General features: G+C 70.0%; 17 protein-coding genes. 8 read left to right on the top strand and 9 right to left on the bottom strand.

The genetic code is table 11. From position 1 onward, the window contains the following. The first annotated feature begins 94 nt into the window (after window positions 1-94). Complete coding sequence (locus BST44_RS07515; RefSeq protein WP_083176381.1) at window positions 95-2,470, top strand: lysylphosphatidylglycerol synthase transmembrane domain-containing protein; 2,376 nt, start codon at window positions 95-97, stop codon at window positions 2,468-2,470. A gap of 14 nt (window positions 2,471-2,484) precedes the next feature. On the opposite strand, the gene BST44_RS07510 is transcribed toward BST44_RS07515, so the two are convergent. Then, window positions 2,485-5,115 (bottom strand): GH92 family glycosyl hydrolase, encoded by a 2,631-nt coding sequence (locus BST44_RS07510; protein WP_083176245.1) that lies wholly within the window; start codon window positions 5,113-5,115, stop codon window positions 2,485-2,487. 189 nt (window positions 5,116-5,304) lie between these two features. Between BST44_RS07510 and lpqN the strand changes: the two genes are divergently transcribed. Together lpqN and BST44_RS07500 are read left to right on the top strand one after the other, a co-directional pair. Further along, the gene (gene lpqN / locus BST44_RS07505; protein ID WP_083176379.1) at window positions 5,305-5,973 is read left to right on the top strand and encodes an envelope biogenesis lipoprotein LpqN; all 669 of its coding nucleotides are present in this window, start codon (window positions 5,305-5,307) and stop codon (window positions 5,971-5,973) included. 52 nt (window positions 5,974-6,025) lie between these two features. After that, on the top strand, window positions 6,026-6,511 hold the full coding sequence (locus BST44_RS07500) for a hypothetical protein (protein WP_083176244.1): 486 nt from the start codon (window positions 6,026-6,028) through the stop codon (window positions 6,509-6,511). Between the two features lie 3 nt (window positions 6,512-6,514). Here the strand turns inward: BST44_RS07500 and BST44_RS07495 are convergent, their stop codons facing one another. From BST44_RS07495 to galT, 4 genes are all read right to left on the bottom strand, one after another. Next, window positions 6,515-7,195: a PAS and ANTAR domain-containing protein gene (locus BST44_RS07495; RefSeq protein WP_083176243.1), complete on the bottom strand. Its 681-nt coding sequence runs from the start codon at window positions 7,193-7,195 to the stop codon at window positions 6,515-6,517. Then, the gene (locus tag BST44_RS07490; RefSeq protein WP_158086643.1) at window positions 7,180-7,548 is read right to left on the bottom strand and encodes a hypothetical protein; all 369 of its coding nucleotides are present in this window, start codon (window positions 7,546-7,548) and stop codon (window positions 7,180-7,182) included. Before BST44_RS07490 ends, BST44_RS07495 begins: the two co-directional genes overlap by 16 nt. A gap of 79 nt (window positions 7,549-7,627) precedes the next feature. Continuing rightward, the gene (locus BST44_RS07485) at window positions 7,628-8,722 is read right to left on the bottom strand and encodes a galactokinase (RefSeq protein ID WP_083176242.1); all 1,095 of its coding nucleotides are present in this window, start codon (window positions 8,720-8,722) and stop codon (window positions 7,628-7,630) included. Beyond that, window positions 8,719-9,849 carry a galactose-1-phosphate uridylyltransferase gene (galT, locus tag BST44_RS07480; RefSeq protein WP_083176241.1) on the bottom strand — a complete coding sequence of 377 codons (1,131 nt, stop codon included), beginning with the start codon at window positions 9,847-9,849 and terminating at the stop codon, window positions 8,719-8,721. Before galT ends, BST44_RS07485 begins: the two co-directional genes overlap by 4 nt. 56 nt (window positions 9,850-9,905) lie before the next feature. Here galT and BST44_RS07475 point away from each other — a divergent pair, with 56 nt between their 5' ends. Beyond that, window positions 9,906-12,146, top strand: coding sequence for an FUSC family protein (locus BST44_RS07475; RefSeq protein ID WP_083176377.1), 2,241 nt, complete (start codon window positions 9,906-9,908; stop codon window positions 12,144-12,146). Here the strand turns inward: BST44_RS07475 and BST44_RS30060 are convergent. Next, window positions 12,116-12,271, bottom strand: coding sequence for a hypothetical protein (locus BST44_RS30060; protein WP_158086642.1), 156 nt, complete (start codon window positions 12,269-12,271; stop codon window positions 12,116-12,118). The two genes, BST44_RS07475 and BST44_RS30060, sit on opposite strands and share 31 nt — an antisense overlap. 59 nt (window positions 12,272-12,330) lie before the next feature. Between BST44_RS30060 and BST44_RS29455 the strand changes: the two genes are divergently transcribed. Continuing rightward, entirely contained in the window at window positions 12,331-12,510 is a 180-nt protein-coding gene (locus BST44_RS29455; protein ID WP_142274392.1) for a hypothetical protein, read from the top strand. A 9-nt stretch (window positions 12,511-12,519) separates the two neighbouring features. On the opposite strand, the gene BST44_RS07465 is transcribed toward BST44_RS29455, so the two are convergent. Beyond that, window positions 12,520-12,927, bottom strand: a complete 408-nt coding sequence (locus BST44_RS07465) for a MerR family transcriptional regulator (RefSeq protein ID WP_083176239.1) — start codon at window positions 12,925-12,927, stop codon at window positions 12,520-12,522. Window positions 12,928-12,988: 61 nt separating this feature from the next. On the opposite strand from BST44_RS07465, the gene BST44_RS07460 reads away from it, so the two are divergent. From BST44_RS07460 to BST44_RS07450, 3 genes are read left to right on the top strand one after another with little or no spacing between them, the layout of a single operon-like run. After that, on the top strand, window positions 12,989-13,318 hold the full coding sequence (locus tag BST44_RS07460; protein WP_083176238.1) for a hypothetical protein: 330 nt from the start codon (window positions 12,989-12,991) through the stop codon (window positions 13,316-13,318). Between the two features lie 8 nt (window positions 13,319-13,326). Then, window positions 13,327-13,680, top strand: a complete 354-nt coding sequence (locus tag BST44_RS07455) for a SpoIIAA family protein (protein WP_244184752.1) — start codon at window positions 13,327-13,329, stop codon at window positions 13,678-13,680. An 8-nt stretch (window positions 13,681-13,688) separates the two neighbouring features. Beyond that, window positions 13,689-14,855, top strand: coding sequence for an FAD-binding domain (locus tag BST44_RS07450; protein ID WP_083176375.1), 1,167 nt, complete (start codon window positions 13,689-13,691; stop codon window positions 14,853-14,855). On the opposite strand, the gene BST44_RS07445 is transcribed toward BST44_RS07450, so the two are convergent. Together BST44_RS07445 and BST44_RS07440 are read right to left on the bottom strand one after the other, a co-directional pair. After that, entirely contained in the window at window positions 14,852-16,216 is a 1,365-nt protein-coding gene (locus BST44_RS07445; RefSeq protein ID WP_083176236.1) for a cytochrome P450, read from the bottom strand. The two genes, BST44_RS07450 and BST44_RS07445, sit on opposite strands and share 4 nt — an antisense overlap. Before the next feature lie 48 nt (window positions 16,217-16,264). Further along, window positions 16,265-17,137, bottom strand: coding sequence for an alpha/beta fold hydrolase (locus tag BST44_RS07440; protein ID WP_083176235.1), 873 nt, complete (start codon window positions 17,135-17,137; stop codon window positions 16,265-16,267). Window positions 17,138-17,170 lie beyond the last annotated feature (33 nt).

Raw genomic sequence — 17,170 nt, 5'->3', positions numbered from 1 at the left:
ACTGTCGCGCGGCCGGGTATCGGCGCTAAGTTGGCGGCGAGCCGGCGAGAAGATGGGTCAGCGGCGCCGAACCAATCCGAAGGATCGTCACCACATGCGAGTCGACGGGCGCGAGATCAGCGTTTCCGGCAGCTTGCTGCAGCCACTGACCCGGCGCACCAACGACATCCTGCGGCTGGCAGCGAGCGCGACCTTCCTGGCGGTGGTGATCACGAGTTCGCTGATCACCCGGCCGCAATGGGAAGCGCTGGAGAAGTCGATCTCGCAGATCGTCGGGGTGCTCTCGCCCCGACAATCCGACCTGGTCTACCTCGCGTACGGCGTGGCGATCCTGGCCCTGCCGTTCATGATCTTGATCGGCCTGGTCGTCGGCCGGCAGTGGAAACTGCTCGGGGCCTACGCCGCCGCCGCCCTGCTCGCGGCGCTTCCACTGTCGGTCGGGGGCAACGGGTTCTCGGCGCCGCGCTGGCATTTCGACCTCTCCGAACGCCTGCAGACCGTGTTGGGCCAGTTCCTCGACGACCCGCGCTGGATCGGCATGCTCGCGGCGGTGCTGACCGTCTCGGGTCCGTGGTTGCCCGCGCGCTGGCGGCATTGGTGGTGGGCGCTGCTGCTGGCGTTCGTGCCGATCCACCTCGTGGTCAGCGCCATCGTGCCGGCGCGCGCCCTGTTGGGCCTGGCGGTGGGCTGGCTGGTCGGCTCGCTGGTGGTCCTCGTCGTCGGCACCCCCGCGCTCGAGGTGCCCCTCGAGGCCGCCGTGCGCGCGATGGCCAAGCGCGGGTTCGTCGTCTCGCGGCTCACCGTGGTCCGGCCGGCCGGTCGCGGCCCGCTGGTGCTCTCGGCCGGCTGCGCGGAGCCCGACCGCGAAGCGGTGGTCGAGTTGTACGGCCCGCATCAACGCAGCGGCGGCACGCTGCGCCAACTCTGGATCAAGCTGCGGCTGCGCGACACCGAGACCGGTCCCCTGGTGACCTCGATGCGCCGCGCCGTCGAGCATCGCGCGCTGATGACGATCGCCTTCGGGGAGGCCCACCTGGCCAACACCGCGACGATCGCGGTCGCCACCCTGGATCGCGGCTGGATCCTGTACTCGCACAGGCCGCCCCGCGGCACACCGCTCGACCGGTGCGCGCAGTCGACGCCGGTGGACCGGGTGTGGCAGTCGCTGCGGGTCCTCAACGACCAGCAGATCGCCCACTTGGACCTGCGCGGGAACGAAATCACCGTCGACGACGGCGCGGTGCTCTTCGGTGGCTTCCACAGCGCCGAATACGGCGCCACCGACGCCCAGCTCCAGTCCGACATCGCCCAGCTGCTGGTGACCACCTCGGCGCTCTACGACCCGAAATCGGCGGTGGCCGCGGCGATCGACGCGTTCGACCGGGACACCATCCTGAGCGCCTCGCGTCGATTGACGAAAGTGGCCGTGCCACGGTCCATCCGGAGATCGGTCCCGAACGCGGGCGCCGTCATCTCGGGCGCACGCGCGGAGGTGAAGCGGCAGACCGGCGCCGACCAGATCAAGACCCAGACGATCACCCGGTTCACCCGCGGCCAGATCATCCAGCTGGTGCTCTTCGGCGCACTGGTCTACGTCGCGTACCCCTTCATCAGCACCGCACCCACGTTCTTCTACCAATTGAGGACCGCGAACTGGTGGTTTGCGCTGCTCGGGCTGGCGGTATCGGCGCTGACCTACCTGGGGGCCGCGGCGGCCCTGTGGGCCTGCACCGACGGGACGGTGAACTTCTGGCGGCTGTCCTTCGTCCAGGTGGCCAACACCTTCGCCGCGACCACCACGCCCGCCGGCGTCGGGGGGCTCGCGCTGTCCACCCGGTATCTGCAGAAGAGCGGGCTGACGGCGATGCGCGCCACGGCCGCGGTCGCCCTACAGCAGGCGGTGCAGGTGATCGTGCACCTGCTGCTGCTGATCTTCTTCAGCGCGGTCGCGGGCGCCTCGATGCACCTCTCGCATTTCGTGCCGAGCGCCACGATGCTGTACCTGATCGGGGGCGTGGCGCTGGGCATCGTCGGCACCCTGTTGTTCGTGCCCAAGTCGCGACGCTGGCTGGCCACGGAGGTGCGCCCGAAGCTCAACGAGGTGACCGGCGACCTGGTCAAGCTGGCCCGCGAGCCGAGGCGGCTGGCGCTGATCCTGCTCGGTTGCGCGGGAACGACTCTCGGCGCGGCGCTGGCGCTGTGGGCCAGCGTCGAAGCCTTCGGCGGCGGCACGACGTTCGTCACCGTCACCGTGGTCACGATGGTCGGCGGAACGCTGGCCTCCGCGGCCCCGACACCCGGCGGCGTCGGGGCCGTCGAAGCGGCGCTGATCGGTGGGCTGGCAGCCTTCGGCGTGCCGGCGGCCGTCGGCGTGCCGTCCGTGCTGCTGTACCGGGTCCTCACCTGCTGGCTGCCCGTGTTCGTCGGCTGGCCGGTGATGCGGTGGCTGACCAAGAACGAGATGATCTGACGGACCGCGCGAACTCACTCGGACGGGGCTTGCACCACCACGAGAATGGTTGAGGTGCGCGCACTTTGGCCGACTGACGAGGTCAAATACACCAGGTAGTACTCCTCGGACACCGATCGTGCCACCGTGATCGGCACGTCGATGCCCGCCGACCCGTCGGCGGAGAACTGGCCCGCCGCGGGCGTCACCGTGATCCCGGGGTCTGAGGCGGTGCCCGTCACCGTGTAGCCGCCGGCGTCGGCGATCATCCGTTGCGCGTCGAGCTGCACCGTGCCCGTGGTTCCCGGCGCGATCGTGACGATCGGGTCGGGGATGTTGACGGTGACCGCCGAACTGCCCGTGCCGAACGACGGCGGGGACGACGATTCGCTTGTGCCCCAACGCCTGTCGGGGTAGGCGGCGAGCGAGAAGGCCAGTTCCCCTCCGGTGCGGACGAACGTTTCCGGCAGCGACGTCTGGTCGGTGGCCCGGCCGTCGACGCGCAGGCCGCTGACGTATTTGAGGTGATGCGGCCCGGACGCGCCCGGGGCGGAGATCCGGATGGTCCTGCCCCCGGGCAGCGCGATCGCGACGCGATCGAAGAGCGGCGCCGCCACCGTGAGGATCGGCGCCCCCGGGGTGCTCGGATAGAGGCCCAGGGCCGCCCAGACGTACCAGCTGGCCAGCGCGCCCAGGTCGTCGTTGCCCGGCTCCCCGTCGGCCGTCGGGCCGAAGAGCCCACGCACCCGGTCGACCGTGCGCTGGGTCTTCCACGGTTGGCCGATGTAGTTGTACAGCCACGGCACCCCGAAGCCGGGCTCGTTGCCGGCCCACAGATAGGGCTCGTTGGGACCGACGTTGAGCTTCCTGGTGAACTCGTCGAGCCGCCCGGCCACCGCCTGGCGGCCGCCCAGCGCGGTCACCAGGCCGGCCACGTTGTGCGGCACCCACCAGACGTATTGCGCGGCGTTGCCCTCGTCGAACCCGACCTGGCCGAAGTCTTTCGGGGACACCACGAACGCCGGGCCGGCGCGAAAGAAGGTGGTCCAGCTGCGGGGAGAGATGTACCCGGTCGTCGGGTTGAACAGGTTCTGCCAGTACTGCGAACGGCGCTGGAATTCGGCGGCGGTCGCCGCATCACCGAGCGATTCGGCGAACCGCGAGATCGCGAAGTCGTCGACCGACCACTCGAGCGTGATCGAGGCGTCGGCGATCCAGCCGTCGGTGCGGAACTCGAAGGACAACGGTGCGTAGCCGAATTGCAGGTACGTGTCGATCCCCGGCCGCTCGACGTAACCGTTGAGTCCCACACCGCCTTTGGTCGCCGCGTTCACCATGTAGCGCAGCGCCGCCTGGGTGTCGAAGCCCTCGGCCCCGAAGGCGTGCAGGTTCACGATGAGCGGGACCACGTTGTCTCCGCTCATCTCCGCGGTCGCGGCGTTGGCCAGAGCCCAGCGTGGCAGCGCCCCGCTCTGCTCGGCGTCGTTCACCAGCGATTGGGCCATGTCGCCGGCCCGGTCCGGGAAGAGCAGCGCCTGCAGGGCCGCCAGGCACCGGTAGGTGTCCCAGTCGGAGAAGTTGGCGTACTGGGTGTGCCCGGCGGCCACGGTGTGCACGGCGCCGTCGAATCCGATGTAGCGGCCGTCCGCGTCGTTGAAGGTGTTGGGGTGCAACAGGGATCGGTACAGGGCGGTGTAGAACGTCTCCAGATCGCCGGCGTTGCGCCCGGCGACCGCGATGCGCGACAGCGTGCCGTTCCAGGCCCGGGACGCGGCGCCGCGGACCTCGTCGAAGCTCGCCCCGCCCTCGGCGGCCAGGTTCGCGCGCGCCCCGTCGATGCCGACGTAGGAGATGGCGGTCCGCACCTCGAGCACCGCTCCGGCCGGGAATTCCACGTATCCGCCGCTGTACGGCGAATTCGCGCTGCGGGCGCCGGGGTAGACCGCGGTGCCGTCCCAGGCCCCGTAGGAGGTGAACGGCTGGCTGAACTTCATCGCGAAATAGACGGTGTAGGTGTTGTTCTTGCCGCAGAATCCGCCGCTGGTCGCCCAGCCGGTGATCGTGGTGTTGTCCTCCCCGATCTGAATCGTCGCGCGGGAGTTACCCGCCAGCGACGCGCCCGAGCGCACCTGCAGCACGGCGGGTCGCCCATTGCGCGGGTAGCTGAACCGGCCCACACCCGTGCGCGTGGCGGCGGTGAGTTCCGCCTTCACCCCGGTGCCCGGGAACCGCACCGTGTAGTAGCCGGGCACGCCCCGTTCGGTGTCGTCATGGGCAATCCGTTCCCACGATTTCCACGGTTGGGAGCCAATTCCATTGGTGGTGGGCAACATTGAGATGTCGCCGAACGCGGCGCACCCCACCGAGGCGTGGGTCATGCTGAACCCGGTGGAGCGTGGGTTGTCGTAGTTGTAGCCGGCGTAGTTGCCCACCGTGTCGGGCGAGTACTGCACCATGCCGAACGGCACGGTGGCGCCGGGGAAGTTGTTGATCTCCCCCACCGTCGCACCGCCCGTACCGGTGCCGATCAATGTGGCGACGTGGTCGACCGGATCGGCCACGAAGGCGGGCTCACCGTCGTAGGCGATGGGGGGCGCGGCAGCGACGAACGCCATGAAGACGACCGACGCCGCCAGGAGTGCGACGAGGGCCCTGCGTGACCGCATACCTGTCTCTTACTGGACGACGGTGTATCGGGTGGGTGTTTTCCGACCGAATTGGGTAACGATTTGCGGCACGCTTCGTGCGACCGAAAAGTACCGAGAAATTCCGGCAAACTCATTCGGCATATCGACTACTGTCATTTCGGCGTGGCCGGCGCTGGTACCGGCCCCAATTTTCGGGAGATTGGATTCATGAAACATTTGCCGCTAGCAACCATTTCTGTTGCGCTTAGTTTGGCGCTGATCGGCTGCGGCCACGATCACAAATCCGGCGGCCAGTCGTCGACGACCACGTCCGCGTCGGCGTCGTCGACGACGACGGCGTCCGGTGCGGCCCCGGCCGCGAAGGCCAAATACACGATCGCCGACTACGTCAAGGACAACCACATCACCGAGACACCCGTTCACCACGGCGATCCCGGGCCGAACGTCGACCTGCCGGTGCCCAACGGCTGGCAGCTCAACCAGAACGCCGGCACGTCGTACGGCGGCATCGTCATGACCCAGCCCAGCAACCCCGCCGACCCGCCGACCGTCTCGGCGCTGTTCTCCAAGTTCACCGGCGACGTCGACCCGGCGAAGATCCTGCAGTACGCGCCGGGCGAGGTGCAGAACCTGCCCGGGTACGAGGGCAGCGGTGACGGCAAGGCGTCCACGCTCGGCGGCTTCCAGGCGTGGCAGATCGGCGGCACCTACCAGCGGGACGGCAAGACTCGCATGATCGCGCAGAAGACGGTGGTGATCCCCGGCCAGGACGCGGTCTATGTGCTCCAGCTCAACGCCGAGGGTCCGGAGGCCGATTCGGGCCCGTTGCTGGACGTCACGAAGATCATCGACGACCAGACCACCATCACCCCCTGACGCCGGCCCCGCGGCGCTAGGCCGCACGGCCGATTGGCCTTACGGTAAGCGCATGGCAGAGCAGTCACATGCGATCGACGCCGGCCACCCCCCGTCGGCCCTGCTGCGCGTCGTCAACCCGATGCTGGGTTTCCTGCTGCGCACCCCGTTCGCCGGCGCCGCCCGCAAGCAGCTGATGGTGCTGAGCTTCACCGGCCGAAAAACGGGCCGGCCGTTCGCACTTCCGGTGAGCGCCCACGTGATCGACGGTCAGCTCTACGCGCTCACCGGCGCTCCGTGGAAGCAGAATTTCCGCGGCGGCGCGCCCGTGCAGGTCGTCTACGACGGCAAGACGACCGCGATGCGCGGCGAGCTCATCCGGGACCGCGCCGCGGTGTCCGACCTCTTCCTGCGCTGCGCCGAGTCCTACGGCGTCCAGCGCGCCCAGCGCATGATCGGGCTGAAATTCCGCGATCAGCGCATACCGACCCGCGAGGAATTCGCCGAGGCGGTCGACCGGATGCACCTGGGAGCGGTGCGCCTGACGCGGGCCGGCTAACCGCTACCCGTCGGACGCGGAGACCCGCAGGTGCGCGGTCAGCAGGCGCTGGTCGAACCGCGAGCGCGACGCGATCACCTCTTGGCCCAACTCGGAGAAGTCCTTGGCGATCTGCTCGGCGAGCACGCCCAGCTTCATGTTGCGCACCTGGGACAACGACCTGAGCAGGTTGAACGCCGCCATCTCGTCGACGCCGTAGACCAGCATCAACATCCCCTTGGTCCGGTCGATGGCGCCGCGGCGCTCGGCGATCTCGGCCACCTTCGCGCTGATGTTCTCCTCGCGCCTGCGGGTGGACGACGGCGTGACGTCGACGTAGAAGCCGTGCGTGCCGATGACGTCGCCGTCGTCGTCGCAGAATTGGTCCCCCACGACGACCACGTCACGGGTGTTCCCGCGGGCGTCGACGATGCGATGCCTGGTGCTGAACGGCTGCCGGTGCTCGATCATGTCGTTGATGCTGGCGGCCAGCCGGTCGCGATCGGCGGGATGCTTGTGGGCGATCACCAGCTCGGTCGTGGGCGTGACGGTTCCCGGTTCGTAGCCGTGTATCCGGTGCACCTGGTCGGACCATTCCCAGCGCTGGTCCTCGAAGTAGAAGCGGAACCACCCGGCCCGCTGCGGCGTGCCGCCGGCCAGGGCCTCTTCGACCGCCGCCGTCTGCCCGTTCAGCTCCCAGGCCACGACCCGCCTCCCGCGTCCGGCGTCGGCGCCGAACGCGCCGACCAGTCCGTGCGTAGCTGCTGGCGGATGGCGTCGCTTTGCTGCAGGCGGAGCGCGGCCGTGCGGCACAGTTCGCGTGATCGGTCCAGCTGCTCCCGCGCGCGGCGCACGGAGGTGGCGACGGAACGCTGCAGCGACGTGCCGGCGTCGGACTGCATAGCCCTGCTCGTCGGGGAGCTTCGCTTCACGATCTCCCGCAGCACCGCCGTCCGGCGCGCCGATCGGGCACGATGCGCCTTCTGCCGGCAGGCCGACGAGCAGTAGACCGCGTCGGAACGGGCCGTGAAGCCCGTCCCGCACACCGCGCACATCATCCCCGGCACATCCGTTACGTTACAGCTATCGCGCCGCCGTCACAGCCAGGGCCGAGAATGGCGAGCGTCTTGGTGGTCGCTACGCCCGGACCGGGCCCGCGCCGGCGGCCGCGCGGGTTGCGGTGATGACCGGTTGCTCGAGACCGGCGTTGCGCACCGCGCGCCGCACCGCCTCGTCGACGGCGGCGGTGCGGTCGGTGGGCACCAGCGCGATCACACAGCCGCCGAACCCGCCCCCGGTCATCCGCGCGCCCAGGGCGCCCGCGACTTCCGCGGTGTCCGCGATCAGGTCGATGTGTTCGGTGGTGATCCCGAAATCGTCACGCATGGACGCGTGGGAGGCGGTGAAGATCCGCCCGACCGCCGCGAAGTCCGAAGCATGAAGCGCCGCAACGCAATCCAGCACCCGCTGGTTCTCGCTCAGCACGTGGCGGGCCCGGCGGGCGTCGACCGGGTCGCGCACCGCGTCGGCGGCGGCCGGCCCGCGGTCCTGGACGTCGCGCAGCGACGACGCGCCCAGATCCGCGGCCGCCCGCTCGCACGAGGCGCGACGCGCGGCGTAGTCGCCGCCGGCGTGATTGTGCCGGGCGCGGGAGTCGATCAGCAGGAGGGTGACGCCGGCGGCTTCCGGGTCGAAGGCCACCGGCGCGACGGTGAGATCGCGGAAATCGATCAGCAGCGCCGTCGCCGGCCGGCCGAACAGCGAGGCCAGCTGGTCCAGCAGGCCCGTCGGGGCGCCGACGTAGTCGTTCTCGGCGCGCTGGGCGAGCCGCGCCCGTTCGTCGGCGTCGATGCGCACGCCGGCGGCCGCCACGATCGCACCGAGCGCCGCGCATTCCAGCGCCGCCGACGACGACAGGCCCGAACCGATCGGCACGTCGCTGGTGATCCGCATCGCGCCGCCGGGCACCGGGTGGCCGGCCTGGCGCAGCGCCCACATCACACCGGCCACGTAGGCGGCCCAGCCGGTCACGCCGCCGGGGGCGGTGTCCAGCGGGATGCACACCGGCGCGTCGACACGGTCGCTGGCCACGGTGAGCGCGTCGACGGCCGAGGGCCAAAACGTCGCCACCGCGCGCTGCGGCAGGGCGATCGGCAGCGCGAACCCCAGGTTGTAGTCGGTGTGCTCGCCGATCAGGTTGATCCGCCCGGGTGCGGCGTAGCGGACCGTCACCGAAGCTCCCGCAGCCGCCGGGCCACGCTCTCGGGCGTCACGTCGCTGATGAAGGCGTCCATCGCCGACTCGGAGGCCGCCAGGTACTTGAGCTTGGTGGCGCTGCGCCGGATCGACATCAGCTCGACGTGGAAGTAGCCGTCGGTCTGGGCGTCGGTGTCGGCATACTGGTGCAACGCCGAAATGTAGGGCAGCGCAGACGAATACATCCGGTCGAACCGCCCCAGCACGTCGAGGTAGATCCGCGCGAACCCGTCCAGTTCGTCCTCGGTCAGGTCGACGATGTTGCGCACGAACCTGTTCGGGTAGATGTGCACCTCGACCGGCCAGCGCGCGGCGAACGGCACGAACGCGGTGAACAGGTCGTCGCGCACGACGATCCGGCTCCCGTCGGCGACCTCGCCGGCCAGCAGGTCGCCGAACAGGTTGGTGCCGTGACGCATTCGGTGCTCGCGGGCCCGGCCCAGCATGGCGGCGGTGCGCGGCGTCAGGTAGGGATAACCGTAGATCTGGCCGTGCGGGTGGGTCAGCGTGACCCCGATCTCCTCGCCGCGGTTCTCGAAGCAGAACACCTGCTCGATGCCCGGCGTGGCCAGCAGGTCGCCGGTGCGGTGCCGCCACGCCTCGAGGACCAGCCGGGCGTGCGCGGGCTGCAGGGCCGCGAAGGAGCCGGTGTGGTCGCTCGAGAAGCAGATGACCTCGCAGCGGCCCTGCCCCGGGGCGGTGACGAAGCCGTCGCCCGCGGGGGCGAGCGCCGCGCCGGAGCCGGACAGGCTGGGGAACCGGTTCTCGAACACGACGACGTCGTAGTCTTCGGCGGGCACCTCACTGGTCAGCCCGGTCGGGCCGGGACACAGCGGGCATTGGTCGGGCGGCGGCTTGTAGGTGCGGTCCTGGCGCAGCGCCGCGACGATCACCCACTGCCCCGTCGTCTGGTCGAATCGCAACTCGGTCTGCGGCCCGTCGCGGCCCGGCAGCGGCCGCCGGTCTTCGACCGGCGCCGGCCGGTGCCCGGGCAGCGCGAAGAACAGCAGGTCACGACCGTCGGCCAACTTCGCCCGCGTCGGCGCTGTCACGATGTCGAAGACTAGCTTGTGCCGAAGTTCGGGTAACCATGATGCGTTCAGCAGGCCAGAAGGGGGGCACGGAGATCACCGTTCTCTACGAACAAGCCGGCAACTGGGTGGTCGGCTCCGATCCCGGTTTGCTTCGGCTGCGGATGGCGACGCGGACGACGGCCGCGCTGGGCTGTTCGCTGCTGGTCCTGTACGCCTTGACCCGGGCGACGGGCCAGCCGCTGACCGTCGCGCTGCTGGGCGTCGTCATCACCATGGTCGCGTCGCGGTCCGTCAACGAGCCGGACCCGCGCCAGCAGCGGATCACCATGGCGCTGCTGCCCGTGCCCGCCGCGGCGTCCATCACGGCCGCGGCGGTGCTCGCGTCCCACCCGGTGGTCAGCGACGCGGTGTTCGTGGCGGTCGTGTTCGCCGCGGCGTACGTTCGCCGGTTCGGAGCGCGCGGCAGGGCGCTGGGCATGGTCGCGTTCATGTCGTATTTCTTCACGTTGTACCTGCGGGCGCGGATCTCGGAGCTGCCGTGGATGATCGGGGCGGTCGCGGTCGGCACCGTGTGCACGTTCGTCATGACCACCTACGTCATGCCCGATCGGCCCGAGCGCGTCCTGCGGGCGACCGTGCGCGCGTTGCGGGCGCGGATGGCGATCGTCGTCGACACCACGGCCGAGGCCGTGCGCACCGGCCGCCTCGACGAACGGCGCCGGCGTCGCATGCGGGCGCGCACCCTGCGCCTCAACGAGACCGCGCTGATGGTGCAGAGCCAGATCGAGGACAAGGCCGATCCGGCCACGCTGTGGCCGGGCGTCACCGCCGAGCAACTCGCCCCCTGGTTGCTGGACGCGGAGCTGGCCATCGAATGGGTGGCCACCGCAGGCCGCCGGGCCGCGGCGTTGGCCGCGGAGGACCCGGCCGCCATACCGGACGGAACCCGGGCCGCGCTCGTCGACGCGCTCTCGATCCTGGCACGGGCCATCCGCCTGCCCGAGCCCGACGGCCTGCGACACTCCGCCGCGCGGGCGCAGCGGCTGCTGGACGAGCAGACCGGTCCCACGGACGAAGACCGGGGCGGCGCCGCCGTGCGCCGCCTCGCCCTGGCGATCATCAACGCCGCCACGGCGACTGCCGACGTGCGGGCCGTCGTCGACCGGGCCGCCGCCGGCGGCGCGCTGCAGGGCGGCGACAGCGAGCGGCCGCCGGCGTCCGACAACGCGCCCGGGGACGAGCCCGCCGCAGCACCACCGGAGGAGGGCCTTCGGCCGACCACCCGGCAAGCCATTCAGGTCGCCGTCGCCGCGTCGCTTGCCATCGTCACCGGCGAGCTGGTGTCGCCGGCCCGCTGGTACTGGGCGGTGATCGCTACGTTCGTGATCTTCGCCGGCACCAACTCGTGGGGCGAAACCCTGACCAAGGGCTGGCAGCGCCTGCTCGGCACCTTGCTCGGCGTGCCGTGCGGCGTGCTGGTGGCCACGCTGCTCGCCGGCGACAAGACGGCCGCGCTCGCCGGCATCTTCGTGTGCCTGTTCTGCGCCTTCTATTTCATGACGGTCACCTACAGCCTCATGACGTTCTGGATCACCACGATGCTGGCGTTGCTCTACGGCCTGCTCGGCCAATTCTCGTTCGGCGTGCTGATGTTGCGGATCGAGGAGACCGCGCTGGGCGCGGTCATCGGGGCGACCGTGGCGATCGTCGTGCTGCCGACGCACACCAGGGCCGCGATCCGCGACGACACCCGCACATTCCTGGCCAGCCTGTCGGACCTGATCGACGCGTCCACCGCGAGGATGTTCGGTGCGGGCGAGGGCGTGAGCCCGTCCGAACAGGCACGCCAGCTGGACCGGGACCTGCAGCAGTTCCGGGTCACCGCCAAGCCGCTGCTGGCGGGGGTCGCCGGCCTGGCCGGACGGCGCAGCATCCGCCGCGCGCTGCGCATCTTCGCCGCGTGCGACCGGTACGCCCGCAGCCTGGCGCGCAGCAGCGAGCGGTACCAGGACCCGGTGGGCGCGGGACCCCCCACCTTCGAACTCGCCCAGTCCTTTTCGGCCGCCGCGGCACAGACCCGGCGCAACATCGACGCGCTGGCCGCCGCAATCGGCAGTGGCCGCGCGCCCACCATGGTCTCGGCCACCGACGACCTCGACGCCGCGGAAACCCTGGCCCGCCAGCGGGACGGCGAGGGCCGACCCCCGGGGCCCGATACCCGGCGACTCCTCACCGCGGTGCACGCGCTGCGCCAGATCGAGCGTGCCGTCGTGACCGCGGCCACCAACCTCGGCGGGCGCGAGACCGTCGGCGCCGAATTTCACACCGACGGGTTTCAGAGGCCGGGCAGGCACGCGGGGAAATAGCACGGCTGATAGGGCCCCTGGGCCTTTCGCACCAGGTCGAACAGCGCGAGCATGGTTTGCTGCTGCAGGCGCGCCAACCGCCGTTGGCGTTCCGGTGGGGTGAGGTTGTCCGAGTTCTCGTGCATTTCCGCCACCAACCGCTGCAGCTCCGCCCATCCGACGGCGCCGAAGTAAAGATATGCGCATGACTGCACTACGTGGGGTTGAAGGCGCGCGCGTGTGGGCCACGTTCCCGCGCCACCTGCTGGGGCGCGTCGCAGCCTTCGCATTCGTGCACCTGCTCAACGGCGTCGAAAAGGATCGCGAACACACCCGCACCAAGTTGCGCTATTTCAAACGGCTCATCGAAGAGCCGGCGACGTAAACGAGGCGCCTAGCAGGGGTTGCCAAGCCCTTCGAGCACAACGCAATCCGTGGCGGGACCGCCTCCGCAGTCGGCCTTCGAGGCGGTGATCAACTCGGCGATGCGGCTTTCGAGCGTCCGTAGTTCCGCGAGCTTCGCCCGCACCGCGGTGAGGTGAACCTCCGCCAGGTCACGCGCCTCGAGGCAGGAACGGTCGGCGTCGTGCGTGAGCGCGACCAGGTCGCGAACCTGCTCGACCGAGAAATCGAGGTCGCGGCAGCGCCGAATGAACGTCACCAGCCGTACATCGTCGTCGTCATAGCGGCGCTGACCGCCGACCCGCCGCGGGTCGGGCAGCAGACCGATGTGTTCGTAGTAGCGGATTGTCGGCGCGGTCGTCCCGGTCGCGTCGGCGAGCTGGCCGATTTTGAGAGCCATCCGTCCATGGTCCCGCGCGCGGCCTTGACCCTCAACCCACTTGAGGTCTGATCATGAAGGCATGCCGGAAAATCGGGACTCCTCAGCGGTTGCGTGCGCGCTGACCGCCTCCGACCACGCGGCCCGGATCGCGTGGATCGAAACACTCAACGCGACGGCGCTGGAAGGCTACCAGCGCGACGGCCGCCGGATCCGGCTCCGCTACCGGCCGGGTGCCGCTGCGCGGGCGCGCGAACTGGTTCGGCGCGAACGGCAGTGCTGCCCGTTTCTGCAGTTCGACACCGAAGAAGACGACGACGCCTTCGTCGTGACAATCGACGCCCCAACCGCTTTGGCCGCCGACGCCGACGCCCTGTTCGCGCCGTATACCCGATCGGGGGGCCGCGGATGATCGAGGTCATGCGCGAAAGCGACGGCGACGTGCTGGGGGTGCGCGCGAAAAACAAGCTGACCGTGGGCGATTACCGCGACGTGCTTGAACCCGCGGTCCAAGCATTGCTCGACCGCTTCGCCAAGGCGAAGGTGCTGTTCCTCATCGACGAGCCCTTCGACGGGTGGACGCTGCGCGCGGCATGGGTCAACACTGTGTTCGACGTCAAGCGCCGCAACGACTTTGCCAAGGTAGCTGTGGTCGGTGCACCCCGCTGGGAGCAATGGTGCGTCAACGTCGCCGCCGCGTGGCTGATGGGCGGCGAAATGCGCACATTCGACCGTGAACGGCTGGACACCGCATGGGAGTGGGTGCGAGCGTAGAGGTCACCATGCGAATAGCGATCAGCGGTGCGGGCGTGGCGGGGGCTGCGCTCGCCCACTGGCTGCATCGCACCGGCCACACGCCCACGCTGATCGAGCAGGCCGCGGGCTTTCGCACCGGCGGCTACATGATCGACTTCTGGGGCGTCGGCTACCAGGTGGCCAAGCGCATGGGCATCGAAGAGCAGGTCCGCGCCGCCGGATACGAGATCCAGCGGCTGCACTCCGTCGGCCGCCGGGGCGAGGTCAAGGCCGACGTCGACGCCAGGATCTTCAGCCGCATGGTCGGTGACGACTTCACCAGCTTGCCCCGCGGCGACCTGGCCGCCGCCATCTACCGCACCATCGAGGACAAGGTCGAGACGATCTTCGGTGACAGCATCGCCGCCCTCGACGAGCACGGCGACGGCGTCCGGCTCGCCTTCGAGAAGGGCGCGCCGCGTGATTTCGATCTGGTGATCGGCGCCGACGGGCTGCACTCGAACGTGCGCCGGCTCGCCTTCGGGCCGGAGCAGGATTACGACCACTACCTCGGTTGCAGGGTCGCGGCGTGCGTAGTGGACGGCTACCGGCCCCGCGACGAGTTGGTCTACGTCATGTACGCCACGCCCGGCCACCAACTGGCACGTTGCGCACTGCGCGACGACCGCACCATGTTTCTGTTCATTTTCCGCGCGCCGCGCGAGGGCACCACCACGGCACCAAAAAGCCAGCTGCGCAACGAGTTCCGTGACGTCGGCTGGGAAGCCCGGGAGATCCTGGCGACCCTCGACGGTGTCGAAGACCTGTACTTCGACGTCGTCAGCCAGATCCGCATGGATCGCTGGTCGCGTGGCCGGACACTGCTGATCGGCGATGCGGCAGCGTGCATTTCGCTGCTGGGCGGCGAAGGCACCGGTCTGGCGATGACCGAGGCCTACGTGCTGGCAGGAGAATTGGAGCGGGCCGGCGGCGACCACCGCCGCGCCTTCGATGCCTACGAGGCGCGGCTGCGTCCCTTCATCGAGTCCAAGCAATCCGGTGCGCGGAAAAACATCCCGTTCTTCGCGACGAAGACCCGCTTCGGCCTCTGGTTCCGCATCATGGCGATGCGCACCATGAACTTCGGTCCGATGGCAAGGCTTTTCGCCAGCACCGTGATCGACGACTTCGACCTGCCGGATTACGGGATCTAGCCGGCGGGCCGGGCCGCGGGCGTCACGGCGGGGACGCCCCTGAGCGCCCTGAGCCGGACGCGGGCGCCCCGATGCGGCACCAGCACAACGAATTTCAGCCTCTGCCGTTCGCCGGGCGCGGCCGTGGTGTCCAGCTCGACCCGGCGCAGGATCTCGCGCAGGACCACCCGCATCTCGACCATGGCGAAGCCGGCGCCCAGGCAGCGGCGGTTGCCGCCGCCGAACGGAAACCAGGTCGTCGGGCTCAGGGTGGCGCCGAGCATCCGGTCCGGGTCGAATCGGTGCGGATCCGGGTACACGTCGGCGCTGGTGTGCACGAGCCCGATGCCGGGCGCCACCATCACCCCGGCGGGCAGCCGATAGCCGGCGACGTCGGCCGGAGCGGCGAGCACCCGGCCCACGTCGAAAACCACCGGCCGGACCCGCAGCGTTTCCTTGACCAGCGCGTCGAGGTACTCGTCGCCGGCCGGATCGCCCGCGGCGCCGGCCTCGGCCGCGGCCACGGCCCTGGCCAGCACGGCCGGGTGGCGGGTCAACCGCTCGAGCGCCCAGGACAATCCGTTCGCCGTGGTGTCGTGACCGGCCACCAGCAAGGTCATCAGCTGATCCCGCAGCTCACGGTCGGACATCGTGCGCCCGCCGTCGTCGGCCCGCACCAGCATCGCCAGCACGTCCGTGCGTTCGGCCAGGCCGGGATCCGCGCGGCGTTCCGCGATCTCGGCGTACAGCAGGCGGTCGGCCTCGGCCATCGTGCGGCGCAACCCCCGCCACGGCAGGTGGCGCTGCAGCGCCGGCTTCGCCAGCGCCAGCGTCGCCCACGGCCCCACGGTGAGCAGCCGCGGCATGATCGCCCGCAGGGCGGCGAGCCGGGCAGGGTCCGTGGCGCCGATGACCGTCCGCAGGATCACCTCGAGGGTGATCTCCGCCATCTTCGGCGCGGCCGCGAAACTCGCCCCCACCGGCCACCCTGCGATGTTCGCCGCCGCGATCTCGGCCATCAGGCCGGCCTGGCGCGCGACGGCGTCGCGGTGAAAGGGCGGCAGCATCAGGCGGCGGCGATCCCGGTGCACGTCTTCGTCGATCACCAGAAGCGAGGTGTCGCCGAGCAGACCGCTCAGAATGGAATTGGCTTCACCCGCATGGAACACGCGCGGGTCACCGGCGAACACCGTTTTGACGTCGGCCGGGTCGGCCAGATACACCAAGGTGCCCATCCCCGCGACGCGCAGCGTGAACACGCTCCCGTAACGACGGCGGCAGGCGGCGACGAAGTGCGACCCGCGCTGCAGCATCAAGGCCGCCTGCACCGCCCGGGGAAGCCGGGGCCCCGGCGGAAGTGCCGTACGCGCCGCTGTGCGCATCGCCGTGAATTTTACGTCCGATCCCGCCCGGTGACACAGGCCGGAACATCACAGGGGCAGCTGGGTACTCCCCGATTCGTGGCGGTCGGCGGTCGCGATGAAGTCCTCGATCAATTCCACCACCTGGTTGGGCGCCTCCACCTGCGCGAAGTGACCGACATCGGGCAGGATCTCGAGCCTGGCGTCGGTGCGTGCCTCGTGTGCGGCGTACGCGTGATCGACCGGGATGATGGCGTCGCGTTCGCCCCAGATCGCCATGATCGGCAGGTCCTCGCGCAGCCGCAGCCTGCTCAGCGCGCTGACCGCCTGGCCTCGGTAGTCGACCACCGACCGCAGCGTGCGCAGGAACGACTGTCGGGTCTCGCCGTCGGACAACGACGAGTACGCGCTCCACATCTCGGCCCCGCGCGGCGAGTGGATGCCGGCGCCCCGCAACCACGACCTGAGCCGGTTGCCGACGGCCAGCACGGGCTTCGGCGCGATGATCGGCAGCACCAACTCGGCGCCGGGGGCCGACAGCAGCCGCAGCACCCAACCGACGTCGGGTCCCAGGCCGCCACTGCTGATCAGGATCAACCGCTTGGCGTAGTCGGGGTGCTGGTAGACGAACTGCATCGCGACCCCGCCGCCGAGCGACTGACCGACCAGGGTGGCCTGGCTGACGCCGAGTTCGTCGAGCAGGTCACGAAGCCAGACCGCGAAGGCGCCCAGCGAATAGTCGGTCCGGGGTTTCGCCGACTCGCCGTGACCGAGCAGGTCGGGGGCGATGACCCGGAACTTCTTCGACAGTGGCGGTATCACCGACCGCCACGTCTCCGAACTGCCGGCCATGCCGTGGATGAGCAGGAGCACCTCGCCCTCACCCTCGTCGCGGTAGGCCACGCGATCACCGTGCAGCTCGAGAAACTTCAACTCACTCATTGCCCGGGTGTACCCGCTCGGCCGCCATTTAGG

The organism is Mycobacterium scrofulaceum, assembly GCF_002086735.1.
Lineage (GTDB): Bacteria > Actinomycetota > Actinomycetes > Mycobacteriales > Mycobacteriaceae > Mycobacterium > Mycobacterium scrofulaceum.
The sequence above is the reverse complement of the archived record's forward strand: the minus strand, read 5'-3'. Positions and strand labels throughout refer to the sequence as shown.

Coding starts and splice junctions, on each gene's coding strand:
- BST44_RS07510 (WP_083176245.1), bottom strand. CDS start 5,115: ATGCGGTCACGCAGGGCCCTCGTCGCACTCCTGGCGGCGTCGGTCGTC.
- BST44_RS30060 (WP_158086642.1), bottom strand. CDS start 12,271: ATGCACGAGAACTCGGACAACCTCACCCCACCGGAACGCCAACGGCGG.
- BST44_RS07440 (WP_083176235.1), bottom strand. CDS start 17,137: ATGAGTGAGTTGAAGTTTCTCGAGCTGCACGGTGATCGCGTGGCCTAC.
- BST44_RS07445 (WP_083176236.1), bottom strand. CDS start 16,216: ATGCGCACAGCGGCGCGTACGGCACTTCCGCCGGGGCCCCGGCTTCCC.
- BST44_RS07515 (WP_083176381.1), top strand. CDS start 95: ATGCGAGTCGACGGGCGCGAGATCAGCGTTTCCGGCAGCTTGCTGCAG.
- BST44_RS07460 (WP_083176238.1), top strand. CDS start 12,989: ATGCCGGAAAATCGGGACTCCTCAGCGGTTGCGTGCGCGCTGACCGCC.
- BST44_RS07450 (WP_083176375.1), top strand. CDS start 13,689: ATGCGAATAGCGATCAGCGGTGCGGGCGTGGCGGGGGCTGCGCTCGCC.
- BST44_RS07465 (WP_083176239.1), bottom strand. CDS start 12,927: ATGGCTCTCAAAATCGGCCAGCTCGCCGACGCGACCGGGACGACCGCG.
- BST44_RS29455 (WP_142274392.1), top strand. CDS start 12,331: ATGACTGCACTACGTGGGGTTGAAGGCGCGCGCGTGTGGGCCACGTTC.
- BST44_RS07455 (WP_244184752.1), top strand. CDS start 13,327: ATGCGCGAAAGCGACGGCGACGTGCTGGGGGTGCGCGCGAAAAACAAG.
- lpqN (WP_083176379.1), top strand. CDS start 5,305: ATGAAACATTTGCCGCTAGCAACCATTTCTGTTGCGCTTAGTTTGGCG.
- BST44_RS07500 (WP_083176244.1), top strand. CDS start 6,026: ATGGCAGAGCAGTCACATGCGATCGACGCCGGCCACCCCCCGTCGGCC.
- BST44_RS07490 (WP_158086643.1), bottom strand. CDS start 7,548: ATGATGTGCGCGGTGTGCGGGACGGGCTTCACGGCCCGTTCCGACGCG.